The organism is Mycobacterium sp. SMC-18 (assembly GCF_045310895.1).
Classification (GTDB): Bacteria; Actinomycetota; Actinomycetes; order Mycobacteriales; family Mycobacteriaceae; genus Mycobacterium.
Map to the genome: position 1 here is coordinate 33,668 of NZ_JBJIAL010000007.1, position 15,214 is coordinate 48,881.

At 69.1% G+C, this 15,214-nt stretch carries 17 protein-coding genes; 14 read left to right on the forward strand and 3 right to left on the reverse strand.

The window, feature by feature from the left end; all coding sequences use genetic code 11:
* The first annotated feature begins 3 nt into the window (after positions 1 to 3).
* Positions 4 to 1,332, forward strand: coding sequence for a replication-associated recombination protein A (locus ACJH6J_RS08310; RefSeq protein ID WP_212811579.1), 1,329 nt, complete (start codon positions 4 to 6; stop codon positions 1,330 to 1,332).
* Here the strand turns inward: ACJH6J_RS08310 and ACJH6J_RS08315 are convergent.
* Positions 1,329 to 1,946, reverse strand: a complete 618-nt coding sequence (locus ACJH6J_RS08315; RefSeq protein ID WP_212811578.1) for a hypothetical protein — start codon at positions 1,944 to 1,946, stop codon at positions 1,329 to 1,331. The genes ACJH6J_RS08310 and ACJH6J_RS08315 overlap by 4 nt on opposite strands.
* A gap of 152 nt (positions 1,947 to 2,098) precedes the next feature.
* Here ACJH6J_RS08315 and alaS point away from each other — a divergent pair, with 152 nt between their 5' ends.
* The 9 genes from alaS to aroB all read left to right on the forward strand — a co-directional run bounded on the left by alaS (position 2,099) and on the right by aroB (position 11,379).
* Positions 2,099 to 4,786 (forward strand): alanine--tRNA ligase, encoded by a 2,688-nt coding sequence (gene alaS, locus ACJH6J_RS08320; protein WP_212811577.1) that lies wholly within the window; start codon positions 2,099 to 2,101, stop codon positions 4,784 to 4,786.
* A gap of 2 nt (positions 4,787 to 4,788) precedes the next feature.
* The gene (ruvX, locus tag ACJH6J_RS08325) at positions 4,789 to 5,292 is read left to right on the forward strand and encodes a Holliday junction resolvase RuvX (RefSeq protein ID WP_212811576.1); all 504 of its coding nucleotides are present in this window, start codon (positions 4,789 to 4,791) and stop codon (positions 5,290 to 5,292) included.
* Positions 5,289 to 6,581, forward strand: a complete 1,293-nt coding sequence (gene mltG / locus ACJH6J_RS08330; RefSeq protein WP_244872565.1) for an endolytic transglycosylase MltG — start codon at positions 5,289 to 5,291, stop codon at positions 6,579 to 6,581. Before ruvX ends, mltG begins: the two co-directional genes overlap by 4 nt.
* Positions 6,578 to 7,354, forward strand: coding sequence for a shikimate dehydrogenase (locus tag ACJH6J_RS08335; RefSeq protein WP_212811575.1), 777 nt, complete (start codon positions 6,578 to 6,580; stop codon positions 7,352 to 7,354). Before mltG ends, ACJH6J_RS08335 begins: the two co-directional genes overlap by 4 nt.
* 147 nt (positions 7,355 to 7,501) lie before the next feature.
* Positions 7,502 to 7,933: an A24 family peptidase gene (locus ACJH6J_RS08340; protein ID WP_212811574.1), complete on the forward strand. Its 432-nt coding sequence runs from the start codon at positions 7,502 to 7,504 to the stop codon at positions 7,931 to 7,933.
* Entirely contained in the window at positions 7,930 to 8,424 is a 495-nt protein-coding gene (locus ACJH6J_RS08345; protein ID WP_212811573.1) for a GNAT family N-acetyltransferase, read from the forward strand. The genes ACJH6J_RS08340 and ACJH6J_RS08345 overlap by 4 nt, the downstream gene beginning before the upstream one ends.
* A 42-nt stretch (positions 8,425 to 8,466) precedes the next feature.
* Positions 8,467 to 9,663, forward strand: coding sequence for a chorismate synthase (gene aroC, locus ACJH6J_RS08350; protein WP_212811572.1), 1,197 nt, complete (start codon positions 8,467 to 8,469; stop codon positions 9,661 to 9,663).
* Between the two features lie 4 nt (positions 9,664 to 9,667).
* On the forward strand, positions 9,668 to 10,303 hold the full coding sequence (locus ACJH6J_RS08355; RefSeq protein WP_020101671.1) for a shikimate kinase: 636 nt from the start codon (positions 9,668 to 9,670) through the stop codon (positions 10,301 to 10,303).
* Positions 10,300 to 11,379, forward strand: a complete 1,080-nt coding sequence (gene aroB, locus ACJH6J_RS08360) for a 3-dehydroquinate synthase (RefSeq protein ID WP_212811571.1) — start codon at positions 10,300 to 10,302, stop codon at positions 11,377 to 11,379. Before ACJH6J_RS08355 ends, aroB begins: the two co-directional genes overlap by 4 nt.
* A 7-nt stretch (positions 11,380 to 11,386) precedes the next feature.
* Here aroB and ACJH6J_RS08365 read toward each other — a convergent pair whose 3' ends face one another.
* Together ACJH6J_RS08365 and ACJH6J_RS08370 are read right to left on the reverse strand one after the other, a co-directional pair.
* Positions 11,387 to 11,734: a hypothetical protein gene (locus ACJH6J_RS08365; RefSeq protein WP_053853629.1), complete on the reverse strand. Its 348-nt coding sequence runs from the start codon at positions 11,732 to 11,734 to the stop codon at positions 11,387 to 11,389.
* 143 nt (positions 11,735 to 11,877) lie between these two features.
* The gene (locus ACJH6J_RS08370; protein ID WP_212811570.1) at positions 11,878 to 12,447 is read right to left on the reverse strand and encodes a B-4DMT family transporter; all 570 of its coding nucleotides are present in this window, start codon (positions 12,445 to 12,447) and stop codon (positions 11,878 to 11,880) included.
* Between the two features lie 33 nt (positions 12,448 to 12,480).
* On the opposite strand from ACJH6J_RS08370, the gene ACJH6J_RS08375 reads away from it, so the two are divergent.
* From ACJH6J_RS08375 to ACJH6J_RS08390, 4 genes are read left to right on the forward strand one after another with little or no spacing between them, the layout of a single operon-like run.
* Positions 12,481 to 13,575 carry a Xaa-Pro peptidase family protein gene (locus ACJH6J_RS08375; RefSeq protein ID WP_212811569.1) on the forward strand — a complete coding sequence of 365 codons (1,095 nt, stop codon included), beginning with the start codon at positions 12,481 to 12,483 and terminating at the stop codon, positions 13,573 to 13,575.
* Between the two features lie 28 nt (positions 13,576 to 13,603).
* Positions 13,604 to 14,167 carry an elongation factor P gene (gene efp, locus ACJH6J_RS08380; RefSeq protein WP_212811568.1) on the forward strand — a complete coding sequence of 188 codons (564 nt, stop codon included), beginning with the start codon at positions 13,604 to 13,606 and terminating at the stop codon, positions 14,165 to 14,167.
* Positions 14,160 to 14,627, forward strand: coding sequence for a transcription antitermination factor NusB (gene nusB / locus ACJH6J_RS08385; RefSeq protein ID WP_020101665.1), 468 nt, complete (start codon positions 14,160 to 14,162; stop codon positions 14,625 to 14,627). Before efp ends, nusB begins: the two co-directional genes overlap by 8 nt.
* Before the next feature lie 2 nt (positions 14,628 to 14,629).
* Positions 14,630 to 15,169, forward strand: coding sequence for a hypothetical protein (locus ACJH6J_RS08390; protein ID WP_212811567.1), 540 nt, complete (start codon positions 14,630 to 14,632; stop codon positions 15,167 to 15,169).
* The last annotated feature ends 45 nt before the right edge of the window (positions 15,170 to 15,214 follow it).

A 15,214-nucleotide genomic window follows, 5' to 3' on the forward strand; every position in this document is an offset into this window, starting at 1 on the left:
ACCGTGTCTGATGGGCTGTTCGACGTAGGGGGCGAACCCGACGTATCGTCCGCCGCCCCCACCCAGGCACCATTGGCGGTGCGGATGCGGCCCGCCGGCCTCGACGAGGTCGTCGGCCAGGATCACCTGCTCAAGCCGGGTTCGCCCCTCCGCCGCCTCGTCGAGGGCTCGGGCGCGGCCAGCGTCATCCTCTACGGGCCGCCCGGCACCGGCAAGACCACCCTGGCGTCGCTGATCTCGGGGGCCACCGGCCGCCGGTTCGAGGCGCTGTCGGCGCTGTCGGCCGGCGTCAAGGACGTCCGCGCGGTGATAGAAGAAGCACGTCGAGGCGCGATTCACGGCCGTCAGACCGTGCTGTTCATCGACGAGGTGCACCGCTTCTCCAAGACGCAGCAGGACGCCCTGCTGGCGGCCGTCGAGAACCGGGTCGTGCTGCTGGTGGCGGCGACCACCGAGAATCCGTCGTTCTCGGTGGTGGCCCCACTGCTGTCGCGCTCGCTGATCCTGCAGCTGCAACCGCTCACGGCCGACGCCGTCCGGACCGTCGTGCAGCGGGCGATCACCGATCCGCGCGGTCTGGGCGGTGCCGTCGAGGTCGACGACAACGCCGTCGAGCTGCTCGTGACGCTGTCGGCGGGTGATGCGCGGCGGGCGCTGACGGCGCTCGAGGTCGCCGCCGAGACGGCCGGAGACGGGCCGGTGTCCATTGAAGTCATCGAGCAGTCCCTCGACAAGGCTGCCGTGCGCTACGACCGCGACGGGGACCAGCACTACGACGTCGTCAGCGCGTTCATCAAATCGGTGCGCGGCTCGGACGTCGACGCCGCGCTGCACTACCTGGCGCGGATGCTGACCGCGGGGGAGGACCCGCGCTTCATCGCTCGCCGGCTGATGATCCTGGCCAGCGAGGACATCGGCATCGCCGATCCGACGGCCCTGCCGATCGCCGTCGCCGCCGCGCAGACCGTGCAGCTCATCGGGCTACCGGAGGCCCAACTGACCCTGGCCCACGCGACGGTGCACCTGGCGACGGCGCCGAAATCCAACGCGGTGACCGTCGCCCTCGGCGCGGCGATGGCCGACATCAAGGCCGGCAAGGCCGGCATGGTGCCCGCGCATCTGCGCGACGGGCACTACGCCGGTGCCGCCGCACTCGGCCACGCCCAGGGCTACAAGTACGCCCACGACCACCCGGGTGGTGTTGCGGCGCAACAGTATCCACCCGATGAGCTGGTCGGGGTCGACTACTACCGGCCCACCGCGTACGGGGCGGAACGCGAGATCGGCGGCCGGTTGGAGAAGCTGCGCGCCATCATCCGGCGCAAGCGCTAGACCAGTTCGGGTACCCGCAGGTGGGCGATCGCGAGATCGAATGCGCAGTCGGCGATCTCCGACGCCCCGGCGGCCTGCACCGATTCGACCTTCAGTGCCGTGGCCTGCTGCCAGTAGTCCGCCATCAACTCGCGGGTGCGGAAGGACGCCGACGACACCGCACGGCCCGAACCGCGGTCGACGAGCAGGCTGGCGCTGCAGAACCCCGGCAGGTGCTCGATCTGCCGCAGCACGGTGTCGCGGTAGTAGTCGATGCCGGCCTCCATGAGATCCGGCGGCACGGTGAGCCAGGTGGCCCGCACACACGCGCCGTTACCGTGCTCACGGTGCAGAACGGCGATCTCCCACTCCTCGACCAGCGGGGCGCCGCCACCGAAGCGTTCGGCGGCGAGATTGCGGAGCCGGCGGCCCTCGCCGGCGCTGTAATGCAGGGCGTCCTCGGACTCCCACGCGCTGGTGGCGATGCACCGGCCGGATTCCCGGTCGACCAGCAGAGACAGGCCGATGGAACCGGGAAGTTCCTGCAGCACGGGCATGACCTCGTCGCGGATATAGGCAATGCCGTCATCGATCTGGTCAGGGCTCGCCATCATCGTGGTAGAACGTGCGAACACGGTCCACCCCCTCTTTGTTCAGGGCGGCGCTCCGGTGGCGCCACCGGATAGACACAACTGTCCGCCGCGGCGGCGCTGCGCACAAGGCCGACCGGTACTGTTATCCGGGCAACTACCCGGTCCCCAGACGGACAACAGAAGGACAACAGCACGTGCAGACACACGAGATCAGGAAACGATTCCTCGATCATTTCGTGAAAGCGGGCCACACCGAGGTGCCGAGCGCATCGGTGATCCTGGACGATCCGAACCTGTTGTTCGTCAACGCCGGCATGGTGCAGTTCGTGCCGTATTTCCTGGGCGACCGCACCCCGTCGTATGACAAGGCAACCAGCGTCCAGAAGTGCATCCGCACACCGGACATCGACGAGGTCGGCATCACCACCCGGCACAACACGTTCTTCCAGATGGCCGGCAACTTCTCGTTCGGCGACTACTTCAAGCGTGGCGCCATCGCGCTCGCCTGGGACCTGCTGACCAACCCGGTGTCCGAGGGCGGCTACGGCTTCGATCCCGAAAAGCTCTGGGCCACCGTCTATCTCGATGACGACGAGGCCATCGGGCTGTGGGAGGAGATCGCCGGTCTGCCGCCCGAGCGCATCCAGCGCCGCGGCAAGGCCGACAACTACTGGTCCATGGGTATCCCGGGGCCCTGCGGCCCGTGTTCGGAGATCTACTACGACCGCGGCCCCGAGTACGGCATCGACGGTGGTCCCGAGGCCAACGAGGACCGCTACATCGAGATCTGGAATCTCGTGTTCATGGAGAACGAGCGCGGCGAGGGCACCAGCAAGACCGACTTCGAAATCCTCGGCCCGCTGCCGCGCCAGAACATCGACACCGGCATGGGTGTCGAGCGCATCGCCTGCCTGCTGCAGGGTGTCGACAACGTCTACGAGACCGACCTGGTCCGCCCGGTGATCGACATGGTCGCCTCGGTGGCGCCGCGCCACTACGGCGTGGGCAACCACGCCGACGATGTGCGCTACCGCGTCATCGCCGACCACAGCCGCACCGCCGCGATCATCATCGGCGACGGCGTCACCCCGGGTAACGAGGGCCGCGGCTACGTGCTGCGCCGCCTGCTGCGCCGCATCATCCGCGCCGCCAAGCTGCTCGGTGTCGAGCAGCCGATCATGAGCGACCTGATGGCCACCGTGCGCGACACGATGGGTCCGTCGTACCCGGAGCTGGTCACCGACTTCGAGCGCATCAACCGCATCGCGGTAGCCGAGGAGACCGCCTTCAACCGCACCCTCGCGTCGGGTTCGCGGCTGTTCGAGGACGCGGCGGCCGCCACCAAGGCCGCCGGCAAGACCGTCGTCTCCGGTAGTGACGCCTTCACGCTGCACGACACCTACGGTTTCCCGGTCGAGCTGACGCTGGAGATGGCGGCCGAAGCCGGCCTGACCGTCGACGAAGAGGGCTTCCGGGGCCTGATGGCCGAGCAGCGCGCCCGCGCCAAGGCCGACGCCGCTGCCCGCAAGCACGCGCACGCCGACCTGTCCGCCTACCGCGACCTGGTCGACGCCGGCCCCACCGAGTTCACCGGTTTCGACGAATTGACCTCCGAGGCACGGATTCTCGGCATCTTCGTGGACGGCAAGCGGGTGCCGGTGGTGACGCACGGCAGTGAGGGCTCGGATCGCGTCGAGCTCGTGCTGGACCGGACGCCGCTGTACGCCGAATCGGGTGGCCAGATCGCCGACACCGGAACGATCACCGGCACCGGGTCGTCGGCCACCGCCAAGGCCGCGGTCACTGATGTGCAGAAGATCGCCAAATCGCTGTGGGTGCACACCGTCAACGTCGAGTCCGGCGAGTTCGTCGAAGGCGACACCGTCACCGCCGCCGTCGACCCGACCTGGCGCCGCGGTGCCACGCAGGGCCACTCCGGCACGCACATGGTGCACGCCGCGCTGCGACAGGTGCTGGGCCCGGGCGCCGTTCAGGCTGGTTCGCTGAACCGGCCGGGCTACCTGCGCTTCGACTTCAACTACCAGGGCGCGTTGAGCGACGCACAGCGCACCGAAGTGGAGGAAGTCACCAACGAGGCCGTGCAGGCCGACTTCGAGGTGCACACCTTCCACGAGAAGCTGGAGAAGGCCAAGGCGATGGGCGCCATGGCGATGTTCGGCGAGTCCTACCCGGACGAGGTCCGCGTCGTCGAGATCGGCGGCCCGTTCTCGCTGGAGCTGTGCGGTGGTACGCACGTCGAGCGCTCGGCGCAGATCGGCCCGGTGACGATCCTCGGTGAGTCGTCGGTGGGTTCGGGTGTGCGTCGTGTCGAGGCCTATGTCGGGCTCGAGTCGTTCCGGCACCTCGCCAAGGAACGTGCGCTGATGGCCGGCCTGGCCGCGTCGCTGAAGGTGCCCTCGGAAGAGGTGCCCGCCCGCGTCGCCACCCTGGTCGAGAAGCTCAAGGCCGCCGAGAAGGAACTCGACAAGGTCCGCCTGGCCGGTGCCAAGGCGGCCGCCGCCGACGCCGCGGCCGGTGCCGAGGTCATCGGCAAGGTCCGCGTCGTCGCCCAGCGGATGGCCGGCGGCATCTCCGGTGGTGACCTGCGCACCCTGGTCGGCGACATCAAGGGCAAGCTCGGCTCGGAGCCCGCGGTGATCGCGCTGATCGCCGACTCGGGCGAGTCGGTGCCGTACGTGGTGGCCGTCAACGCCGCCGCGCAGGACCTCGGGTTCAAGGCCAACGAACTGGTGCAGCAGCTGGGCGCCGCCGTCGGTGGCCGTGGTGGTGGAAAGGCCGATCTGGCACAGGGTTCCGGTAAGGGGGCAGCGGGTATCGACGCGGGTCTGGCCGCGCTACGCGCTGAACTGGGCCGGAGCTAGCTTTGGCTGATACCGACCGCATGCCCGACCGCCCCGGCGCCGACGACCCCGGTCGCGGCCGCCGGCTGGGCATCGACGTCGGCACGGTGCGGATCGGTGTCGCGGTGTGCGACCCCGACGGCATCCTCGCGACGCCGCTGGAGACGGTGCGTCGCGACAAGACCGACAAGCACCTGGGCCGGCTGGTGAAGCTGGCCGGTGAGCAGGAGGCGGTCGAGATCGTCGTCGGGCTGCCGCGCACACTGAAGGACCGGGCGAGCAGCTCGGCGCGGGACGCGATCGAGGTGGCCGACGCCCTGGCGGTGCGGGTGGCCCCGACTCCGGTACGGATGGCCGACGAACGGCTGACGACGGTCACCGCGCAGCGCTCGCTGCGGGAGGCCGGGGTGCGTGCGAAGGGGCAACGTCAGATGATCGATCAGGTGGCCGCCGTCGGCATCCTGCAGAACTGGCTGGACATGCGCCGCTCGGTGCTGGCCGCCGCAGAGCGCGAGGTCGGCGAATGACTCCGGCCGAGGACATGCGCCCGGACGCCCCGGGCGACGACGACGAGTGGGGCAGCAGCACCCGCATCAAGCCCGAATCGGTGGGCCGGCCGCGCCGCGGCATGAGCCGGGCCGAGCGGGTCCGCGCCGAGCGCAACCGCAAGCGCCGCCGGCGCCGCAGCATGGTGGCGTTGACGGTGTTCATCGTCGTCGTGGTCAGCGCGGTGTTCCTCGGCTCCCGGCTGTGGCACGGCATCTTCGGCTCGGGCAACGACTACTCCGGTGACGGCAACAACGACCTCGTCGTCGAGGTGCATCAGGGCGACTCGACCACCGCGATCGGGCAGACCCTGTTCGATCACGGCGTCGTGGCGAACGTGAAGACGTTCGTCCTGGCCGCCGAGGGCAACAAGGCGATGACCGAGATTCAGCCCGGGTTCTACAAGCTGCGCACCGAGATCTCGGCCGCCAACGCGGTGTCCCGGCTCACCGAGAAGAACAATCGGGTGGGCCGCCTGGTGATCCCGGAGGGCCGCCAACTCGACGACACCACCGACGTCAAGACCAACAAGATCAACCAGGGCATCTTCAGCCTGATCTCGGCGGCTTCCTGCGTCGACCTGGACGGCAAGCGCAAGTGCGTGTCCGCCGACGAGCTGAAGAAGGCCGCCGGTGCCGCCGACATCTCGGCGTTGCTCGTGCCGAGCTGGGCGGCCGGACCGGTGAAGTCGCTGGGCCCCGACCACCGCAGGCTCGAGGGCCTCATCGCGCCCGGCACCTGGAACGTCGACCCGGCCGGCACGCCGACGTCGATTCTGGCGAGCCTGATCAGCGCAAGCGGTCACCAGTACGAAAAGGGTGGCCTGCTCGATGCCGGCGCCGCCGCCAACCTGAACCCGTACCAGATCCTCATCGTGGCATCGCTGGTGCAGCGCGAGTCCAACCCGCAGGACTTCGCCAAGGTGGCCCGCGTCATCTACAACCGGCTGGCGACCCCAGACCATCGCAGGCTGCAGTTCGACTCGACGGTGAACTACCCGCTGGACCGGCAGGAAGTGGCCACCACCGACGCCGACCGCGAACAGCCGACGCCATGGAACACCTATGCGCGCGAAGGACTTCCGGTCACGCCGATCTGCTCGCCCGGCCAGCCCGCCGTCGTCGCGGCGCAGGACCCGGCGCCGGGGGACTGGCTGTACTTCGTGACCATCGACCTGCAGGGCACCACGGTCTTCACCCGCGACTACCAGCAGCACCTCGCCAGCATCGAGCTCGCCAAACGCAACGGCGTGCTCGACAGTGCGCGATGAGAGCCGCGGTTCTGGGTTCGCCCATCGCGCATTCGCGGTCCCCGCAGCTGCACCTGGCGGCCTACCGGGAGCTCGGGCTCACCGACTGGACCTACGACCGCATCGAGTGCACCGAGGAACAATTGCCCGGCCTGGTGGGCGGTTTCGGCCCGGAATGGGTCGGGGTCTCGGTCACGATGCCCGGCAAGTTCGCGGCGCTGCGCTTCGCGACCGAACGCACGCCGCGCGCTGAGCTCGTCGGCTCGGCCAACACCCTGGTACGGATCGACGGCGGCTGGCGCGCCGACAACACCGACGTCGACGGCGTCGTCGGCGCCCTGGGCGAGGTATCCGGAGCGGCGGCGGTGCTGGGCTCCGGCGGCACCGCGCCCGCGGCCGTCGTGGCCTTGGCCGAACTCGGTGTGCGGGACCTGGCGATCGTTGCCCGCAATGCCGACAAGGCCGGGGCACTCGTGGAGCTGGGGGAGCGGCTGGGCGTCGCGACGCGCTGGGTAGCCCTCGGCGAGAAGCTGAATTCCCTTGGCGTGGTGGTCAATACACTGCCTGCCGCGGTGGCGGGTGAGATCTCCGGGACCGTGGCCGACACCGCCGTGCTGCTCGACGCCATCTACGACCCGTGGCCGACGCCGCTGGCCGCCGCCGTTTCCGCGGCCGGTGGCCGGGTGGTCAGCGGCCTGCAGATGCTGCTGAACCAGGCCTACGCCCAGGTGGAGCAGTTCACCGGGATGCCCGCGCCCCGCGAGGTGATGGCGGCGGCGCTCGCGGCGTCCTGAATCCAGTTTTGTGCGCGGCTCGGCTGGTAGAGCCGAAAATTGGGGCCCAAGAAGTCCGTGAGTGCAATCGACGTGGTACTTCCCTGGCCGGCACCCTGTGGAACATTCGTGTCGGGACGCCCTGCGCAACGCCCTTAGCCTCGAAAGATGGGGGCGGGCTTGGCTATTGGTGCCTGGATGATCGCGTTGTGTGCCTATGACCTCCGCGAGCGACGGCTGCCGAACTGGCTGACGCTGCCGGGCGCCGCGGTGATCGTCGCGGCCGGCGTGATCACGGGCAAGGGGACTGCCGCGGCGTTGGGGGCCGCGGCTTTGTTCGCGCTCTACCTCCTGATCCACCTGCTCAGCCCACGGGCGATGGGCGGCGGCGACGTCAAACTCGCACTCGGCCTCGGCGCATTGACCGGCATGTGCGGCGCCGGCGTGTGGGTGCTCGCCGCGATCGGGGCGCCGCTGCTGACCGCGGGGTACGCGGCGCTGATCCTCGTGCGGCGAGCCGGACGCACCGTGCCACACGGACCGTCGATGTGCCTGGCGAGCGCCGCGGCCGTCGCGCTCGGTACCTTTGCCTCACCATGACCACCCGCACCGCCACCACCGCCGACCTGCCCGCGATCGCCGACATCTACGCGCATTACGTACGCAACAGCGTGGCGTCGTTCGAGCTCGAGCCGCCCACGGCCGAGGAGTGGCAGGCGCGGTTCGCCAAGGTCTTCGCCGCCGGGCTGCCGTTCCTCGTCGTCGAGCGCGAGGGCAAGGTCGCGGGGTACGCGTACTGCTTGCCCTGGAAATCCCGGCCGGCCTATCAGGGCACGGTGGAGGACTCGATCTACCTGGCGCCGTGGGCCACCGGACAGGGTGCCGGCAAGGAACTCCTCGGCGCGCTGCTGGACGCCGCCCGCGCCGCCGGCGTGCGTGAGGTCATCGCGGTGATCGCCGACAGCGGCGACCCGTCGTCCGTCGCACTGCACAAGAAGGTGGGTTTCGACGAGGCCGGCCGACTGCGGCAGGTCGGGCACAAACACGGCCGCGACATCGACACCGTGCTGCTGCAATGCAGCCTGGGCTGACGGATTTCAGCCGGTAAACCCCCTCATGGGACAATGGGACACGTGTTGCGATGGACCACAGCAGGTGAATCCCACGGTCGTGCCCTGGTGGCCATGCTCGAAGGCATGGTGGCCGGTCTCTCGGTGACCTCGGACGACATCGCCACGCAGTTGCAGCGGCGTCGTCTCGGCTATGGCCGCGGTGCCCGGATGAAGTTCGAAAAGGACGAAGTCACGCTGCTCGGCGGCGTTCGGCACGGCCAGACGCTCGGCGGCCCGATCGCCATCCAGATCGGCAACACCGAGTGGCCCAAGTGGGAGACCGTCATGGCCTCCGACCCGGTCGACCCGGAGGCGCTGGCCAACACCGCGCGTAACGAGCCGCTCACCCGGCCCCGGCCCGGGCACGCCGACTACGCCGGCATGCTCAAGTACGGCTTCGACGACGCCCGCCCGGTGCTCGAGCGCGCCAGTGCCCGCGAGACCGCGGCCCGCGTCGCGGCCGGCACCGTCGCCCGCGCGTTCCTGAAGCAGGCCCTCGGCGTGGACGTCGTCTCGCACGTCATCTCCATCGGCGCATCGAAGCCCTACGACGGCCCGGTCCCGCAGCCCGAGGATCTGGAGGCCATCGATGACAGCCCGGTGCGTGCCTTCGACAAGACCGCCGAGGAAGCCATGATCGCCGAGATCGAGGCCGCCAAGAAGGACGGCGACACCCTCGGCGGTGTCGTCGAGGTGGTGGTCAGCGGACTGCCCGTCGGCCTCGGCTCGTTCATCAGCGGTGACAACCGGCTGGACAGCCAGCTGGCCGCCGCCGTCATGGGCATCCAGGCCATCAAGGGCGTCGAGATCGGTGACGGCTTCGAGACCGCACGGCGCCGCGGCAGCGTCGCACACGACGAGATCTACCCGGGCGCCGACGGCATCACCCGCTCCACCAACCGCGCCGGCGGTCTGGAAGGCGGCATGACCAACGGCCAGCCGCTGCGGGTCCGCGCCGCGATGAAGCCGATCTCGACCGTGCCACGCGCGCTCGCGACCGTCGACATGGCCACCGGCGAAGAGGCCGTCGCCATCCACCAGCGTTCCGACGTGTGCGCCGTGCCCGCGGCCGGTGTGGTCGTCGAGGCCATGGTGGCACTGGTGCTGGCCCGGGCCGCGCTGGACAAGTTCGGCGGCGACTCGCTGGCCGAGACCCGCGCCAACGTCGAGAACTACCTGCGTGCGGTGCATGAGCGCGAACCGCAGATGTCCGGATAACCCGATGGCGCCCAAGGCTGTACTGGTCGGCATGCCCGGTTCGGGCAAGTCGACGATCGGTCGACGGTTGGCGAAGGCGCTGCAGGTGCCGATGCTCGACACCGACGCCAAGATCGTCGAGACCACCGGTCGCAGCATCGCCGACATCTTCGCCGAAGGTGAACCGGTGTTCCGCAAGATCGAAGCCGACGTGATCCGCGACGCGCTCGCCGAACACGACGGCGTCGTGTCGCTCGGCGGTGGCGCGGTGACGACCCCGGAGGTGCGGGAAGCGCTCGTCGGCCATACCGTCGTCTACCTGGAAATCAGTGCGGCAGAAGGCGTTCGGCGCACCGCGGGCGGCGGACGCCCGCTGCTCGCCGGCGACGACCCGGGCGCCAAATACCGCGAGCTGATGGCGCAGCGCGTGCCGCTGTTCCGGCAGGTCGCCACCCTCCGCGTGAACACCAACCGACGCAATCCCGGTGCGGTGGTCCGCCACATCGTGCACCGGCTCGAGCAGCCGCGCTGCGACGAGCACTCCCGGCGCCGCCGCCGCTCGGCGTGGCGCCGGCTGCCCACGGTCCTGAACCCCGGACCGACCACCGAGGCCCCGCCGAGCCCTGCGGCACTGGCGAAACGATTGAAAGGCTCGCAATGACTGAACCCGTCGTCGTCGAGGTGAACGTCGACCGGCCGTACCCGGTGATCATCGGGACCGGTCTGCTCGGCGACCTCGGCCGCGTCCTGCAGGGCCGGCACCGCGTCGCCATCCTGCACCAGCCGGTGCTGAACGAGACCGCCGAGGCGATCCGTAGTTACTTGGCGGCGGGCGGAATCGACGCGCACCGCATCGAAATCCCGGACGCCGAGGCGGGCAAGGAACTGCCCGTTGTCGGGTTCATCTGGGAAGTGCTGGGGCGCATCGGGATCGACCGCAAGGACGCCATCGTCAGCCTCGGCGGCGGCGCGGCCACCGACGTCGCGGGGTTCGCCGCCGCCACCTGGCTGCGCGGCGTGGACATCGTGCACGTGCCCACGACGCTGCTCGGCATGGTCGACGCCGCCGTCGGCGGCAAGACCGGCATCAACACCGACGCCGGCAAGAACCTCGTCGGCGCCTTCCACCAGCCGCTGGCCGTGCTGGTCGACCTCGCGACGCTGGAATCGTTGCCGCGCAACGAGATCATCGCCGGCATGGCCGAGATCGTGAAGGCCGGCTTCATCGCCGACCCGGTGATCCTGGACCTGATCGAGGCCGATCCGGAGGCCGCGCTGGATCCGGCCGGCACCGTGCTGCCCGAACTCATCCGCCGTGCCATCGCCGTCAAGGCCGAGGTGGTCGCCGCCGATGAGAAGGAATCGGCACTGCGCGAAATCCTCAACTACGGCCACACTTTGGCGCACGCCATCGAGCGCCGGGAGCGCTACCAGTGGCGGCACGGCGCCGCCGTGTCGGTGGGCCTGGTGTTCGCCGCCGAGCTCGGCCGGCTTGCCGGACGCCTCGACGACGACACCGCGGACCGCCACCGCCGGGTGCTCACCGCGCTGGGCCTGCCGGTCAGCTACGACGCCGACGCCTTCCCGCAACTGCTGGAATCGATGGCGGGGGACAAGAAGACCCGTTCGGGCGTGCTGCGCTTCGTGGTGCTCGACGGCCTGGCCAAGCCGGGCCGCCTCGAAGGCCCGGACCCCTCGCTGCTGGCGGCCGCCTACTCGGTGGTGGCGAAAGACTGAGCTGCGCTCAGTAGACGGGGTTGAAATAGTCGGTGCCGCCGACCGGGCATTCGACCTTGGCTTTCCACGTCGTGCCGGTCTGGATGCCCGGGAACCACAGATTGTGGCTCTGGTTTGCCTGCAGCTGGAACGGCACCTTGTACACCGGCAGGGGCTTGACCGACTTCCATCCGAACCACGGCTCCGCGGAGTAGAAGCACAGACCTTCACTTCCGGTCGAGTTGATGTGGACCGTGACGCCCGCCGCGTCGCTTGTCGTATCGATCGACGACGCGGCCTGCGCGGTTCCTGTTCCGGTTCCGAGGGCGATCATCGCCAGGGCAGCTGCGGCGGTGACGAACTTCGTGCGGTTCATGATGTGCTCCTGTTTGGGATTTGCGGCTCCGGTTGAGCCGCTCTCACAGGTAGGAGCAGTTACGCCGCGGAAGTCTTACAACTTTTCGGCAAAAAAGATCGCGGCCCGTCTGATGACGGGCCGCGGCCTTTTTGCGTGGCTGCTCAGGACTCGGGGTTGGTCTTGGGCCTGGTCTCGATGACCTCGGTCTCGCCTTCGTGACCCTCGACGGGGACCGCGACAGCGACCGCGGCGAAGACGTCGGTGTCGGCGCGCTCGCTCTCACCGGCGTGGTCGTGCTTCGGCGGCGGCGGGGCGTTGCGGTCGACCAGGTAGCGGCCGAGCGAGACACCGCAGATGCCGCCCACGAAGACGATCAGTGCGGTGAACGCGGCGAAGGTGGTGAGCTCGGCGGCCAGGGCGTCGACGTAGATGTTGTCGTAGAACTGGCCGATGAGCCAGGAGAAGAAGCCGCTGACGACGCCGGCGAACAGACCGCCGACCAGCCAGGCCATCGCCAGGTCCTCGCGGCGGTCGGGGTCCGGCTGCGCCTTCGCGTCGCTCTGGCCGTCGAGGACGCCCCAGGCAAAGGCAGCGAGGATGTACAGCACGACGAGCGTGACGCTGATGATCAGCGACTGTTTTTCCCAGGCACCGATCATTGCGCCTTGCAGCAATCGGACGATCACCATCAACGCCGCAAAGACGATTCCGCGCAGCAACCACTTACTCATGAGCAGACAGCGTAGCGAGTAGCGTCACATATCGTGACAATTTCCCACCGGCGCCACATGCTGCGTCGCCACCTGGCGGCCGCCGAGCTGGATGCGATCCTGATAACCGACCTGGTCAACGTGCGTTATCTGTCCGGATTCACCGGCTCGAACGCGGCACTGCTGATTCCCACTGAAGGGGAGACGCCCATCCTCGCCACCGACGGGCGGTACCGGACGCAGGCGGCGCAGCAGGCCCCCGACGCACAGATCCTCATCGAGCGGGCGTGTGCGCCTCAGCTCGTGCGCGCCGCGGCGGCGGCCGGCATCAAGCGGCTGGGCTTCGAGAGCCACGTCATGACCGTCGACGCCCACGCGGCGCTGCAGCGGGTCGGTGGCGACGACCTCGAACTCGTCCGGGCGCCCGGCATGGTCGAAGTACTGCGCGAGGTCAAGGACGCCGGTGAGATCGCGATCCTGCGGCTGGCCTGTGAGGCCGCCGATGCGGCACTGAAAGATCTCGTCGAATCGGGTGGGCTGCGTGCCGGCCGCACCGAGAAGGAGGTCGGCCGCGAACTCGAGGCGCGGATGCTCGACCACGGCGCCGACGGCCCGTCGTTCGAGACCATCGTCGCGACGGGCGCCAACTCGGCGATACCGCACCACCGGCCCACCGAGGCCGTGCTGGCGGCCGGTGACTTCGTCAAGATCGATTTCGGCGCGCTGGTCGAGGGCTACCACTCCGACATGACGCGCACCTTCGTGCTGTCGCCGGTGGCGCAGTGGCAGCGCGACATCTACGACCTGGTCGCGACGTCGCAGCGGGCCGGCCGGGAAGCGCTGGCGCCGGGCACGACGCTGTCGGCCGTCGACCGGGCATCGCGGCAGGTCATCGTCGATGCCGGGTACGGCGAGCAGTTCTCCCACGGGCTCGGGCACGGCGTCGGTCTGCAGATTCACGAAGCGCCGGGAATCAACTCCGCCGCCGCCGGTACACTGCTTGCTGGCTCCGTGGTCACCGTGGAGCCCGGTGTCTACCTGCCCGGCCGGGGCGGTGTCCGGATCGAGGACACGCTCGTCGTCAGCGGCGATACGACACACACACCTGAGTTGCTTACCCGGTTCCCCAAGGAACTGGCCATCCTCTGATGACAGAGAGCTAGGAGCAGTACCCACCGTGGCATCTACCGCCGACTTCAAGAACGGTCTCGTCCTCAACATCGAGGGCCAGCTGTGGCAGATCATCGAGTTCCAGCACGTTAAGCCCGGCAAGGGCCCGGCCTTCGTGCGCACCAAGCTCAAGAATGTGCTGTCGGGCAAGGTCGTCGACAAGACCTTCAACGCCGGTGTGAAGGTGGAGACCGCGACCGTCGACCGTCGTGACGCCACCTACCTGTACCGCGACGGCGCGGACTTCGTCTTCATGGATGCCGAGGACTTCGAGCAGCACCCGCTGTCGGAGGCCCTCGTCGGCGACGCCGCCGGCTTCCTGCTGGAGAACCTGCAGGTGCAGATCGCGTTCCACAACGGCGCGCCGCTCTACCTGGAACTGCCCGTCAGCATCGAGGTCGTCGTCGCGCACACCGAGCCGGGCCTGCAGGGCGACCGCTCGAACGCCGGTACCAAGCCGGCCACCCTGGAGACCGGCGCCGAGATCCAGGTGCCGCTGTTCATCAACGTCGGTGACAAGCTCAAGGTCGACACCCGCGACAGCAGCTACATCAGTCGGGTCAATGCCTGACCGTCGCTCCGACAAGGGCCGGCACCAGGCGCGCAAGCGCGCCGTCGACCTGCTGTTCGAGGCCGAGGCCCGCGGGATCACTGCGGCCGAGGGCGCCAAGCTGCGCAACACCCTGGCCGACAGCGACCCCGAGGTGTCGGCGCTGAACCCGTACACGGTGACCGTCGCCAACGGCGTCACCGAGCACGCCGCCCACATCGACGACCTGATCTCGGCGCACCTGCAGGGCTGGACGCTGGAGCGGCTGCCCGCGGTGGACCGCGCGATCCTGCGTGTCGCGGTGTGGGAGCTGCTGCACGCGACGGACGTGCCGGAGCCGGTCGCCGTCGACGAGGCCGTCGAGCTGGCGAAGTCGCTCTCCACCGATGAGTCGCCCGGCTTCGTCAACGGCGTTCTCGGCCAGGTGATGCTGGTGACGCCGCAGATTCGGGCGGCGGCCGCGGCGGTCCGGGGCGAGTAGTCATGGACGAGCCGCAGGACTGGGCGCCGTACTCGAGTGTCGACGATGCGGCGAAGGTCTATCTGCGCGATCCGGAGCTGGCGCTCGAGCAGCTGCGGTCGGTGGTCGACTTCCGGTCCATCAAGTCCTTCATCATGTCGCGCGGCGCGTCCGAGGAGTCCTGGGGCGACGCCGTGTGGCAGGAGGTCGTCCTCACCGACGGTGAGCGACTCATCATGTGGCGGGCCGACGACGACGCGAGCGGCGACGACGAGCACCTGCGCCGGACGCTGGACACCTCGGTGCGGACCATCCTGTTGTCGACCATCACCGACCACATCCTGACCACGCAGTTCGAGGTGCTGGGCGACGGTACGCGGCGCCTGGCCGAGGTACGACTGCGGATGTACACCCAGCTGATCACCCGCAGCCGGCAGAAGTCGGCCATCGACACCGACTTCTTCTGCGAGTCGTTCCGGTACACCAAGTCCGTCGATGACGGTGGCCTGGCCCAGATGCAGCGGCTGCTGCAGTTCGGCCGGGAGCTTTCGCACGCGTTGTAGCCCGTCTCCCGGATATCGGGAGCAATCGTGACCCACGTCTCAGTA

Bases quoted from the DNA above. Each gene is read 5' to 3' on its own strand.
- aroB (WP_212811571.1), top strand. From the start codon at position 10,300: ATGACTGAACCCGTCGTCGTCGAGGTGAACGTCGACCGGCCGTACCCG.
- ACJH6J_RS08390 (WP_212811567.1), top strand. From the start codon at position 14,630: ATGGACGAGCCGCAGGACTGGGCGCCGTACTCGAGTGTCGACGATGCG.
- ACJH6J_RS08365 (WP_053853629.1), bottom strand. From the start codon at position 11,734: ATGAACCGCACGAAGTTCGTCACCGCCGCAGCTGCCCTGGCGATGATC.
- ACJH6J_RS08340 (WP_212811574.1), top strand. From the start codon at position 7,502: ATGGGGGCGGGCTTGGCTATTGGTGCCTGGATGATCGCGTTGTGTGCC.
- ACJH6J_RS08370 (WP_212811570.1), bottom strand. From the start codon at position 12,447: ATGAGTAAGTGGTTGCTGCGCGGAATCGTCTTTGCGGCGTTGATGGTG.
- nusB (WP_020101665.1), top strand. From the start codon at position 14,160: ATGCCTGACCGTCGCTCCGACAAGGGCCGGCACCAGGCGCGCAAGCGC.
- ACJH6J_RS08335 (WP_212811575.1), top strand. From the start codon at position 6,578: ATGAGAGCCGCGGTTCTGGGTTCGCCCATCGCGCATTCGCGGTCCCCG.
- mltG (WP_244872565.1), top strand. From the start codon at position 5,289: ATGACTCCGGCCGAGGACATGCGCCCGGACGCCCCGGGCGACGACGAC.
- ACJH6J_RS08345 (WP_212811573.1), top strand. From the start codon at position 7,930: ATGACCACCCGCACCGCCACCACCGCCGACCTGCCCGCGATCGCCGAC.
- ACJH6J_RS08355 (WP_020101671.1), top strand. From the start codon at position 9,668: ATGGCGCCCAAGGCTGTACTGGTCGGCATGCCCGGTTCGGGCAAGTCG.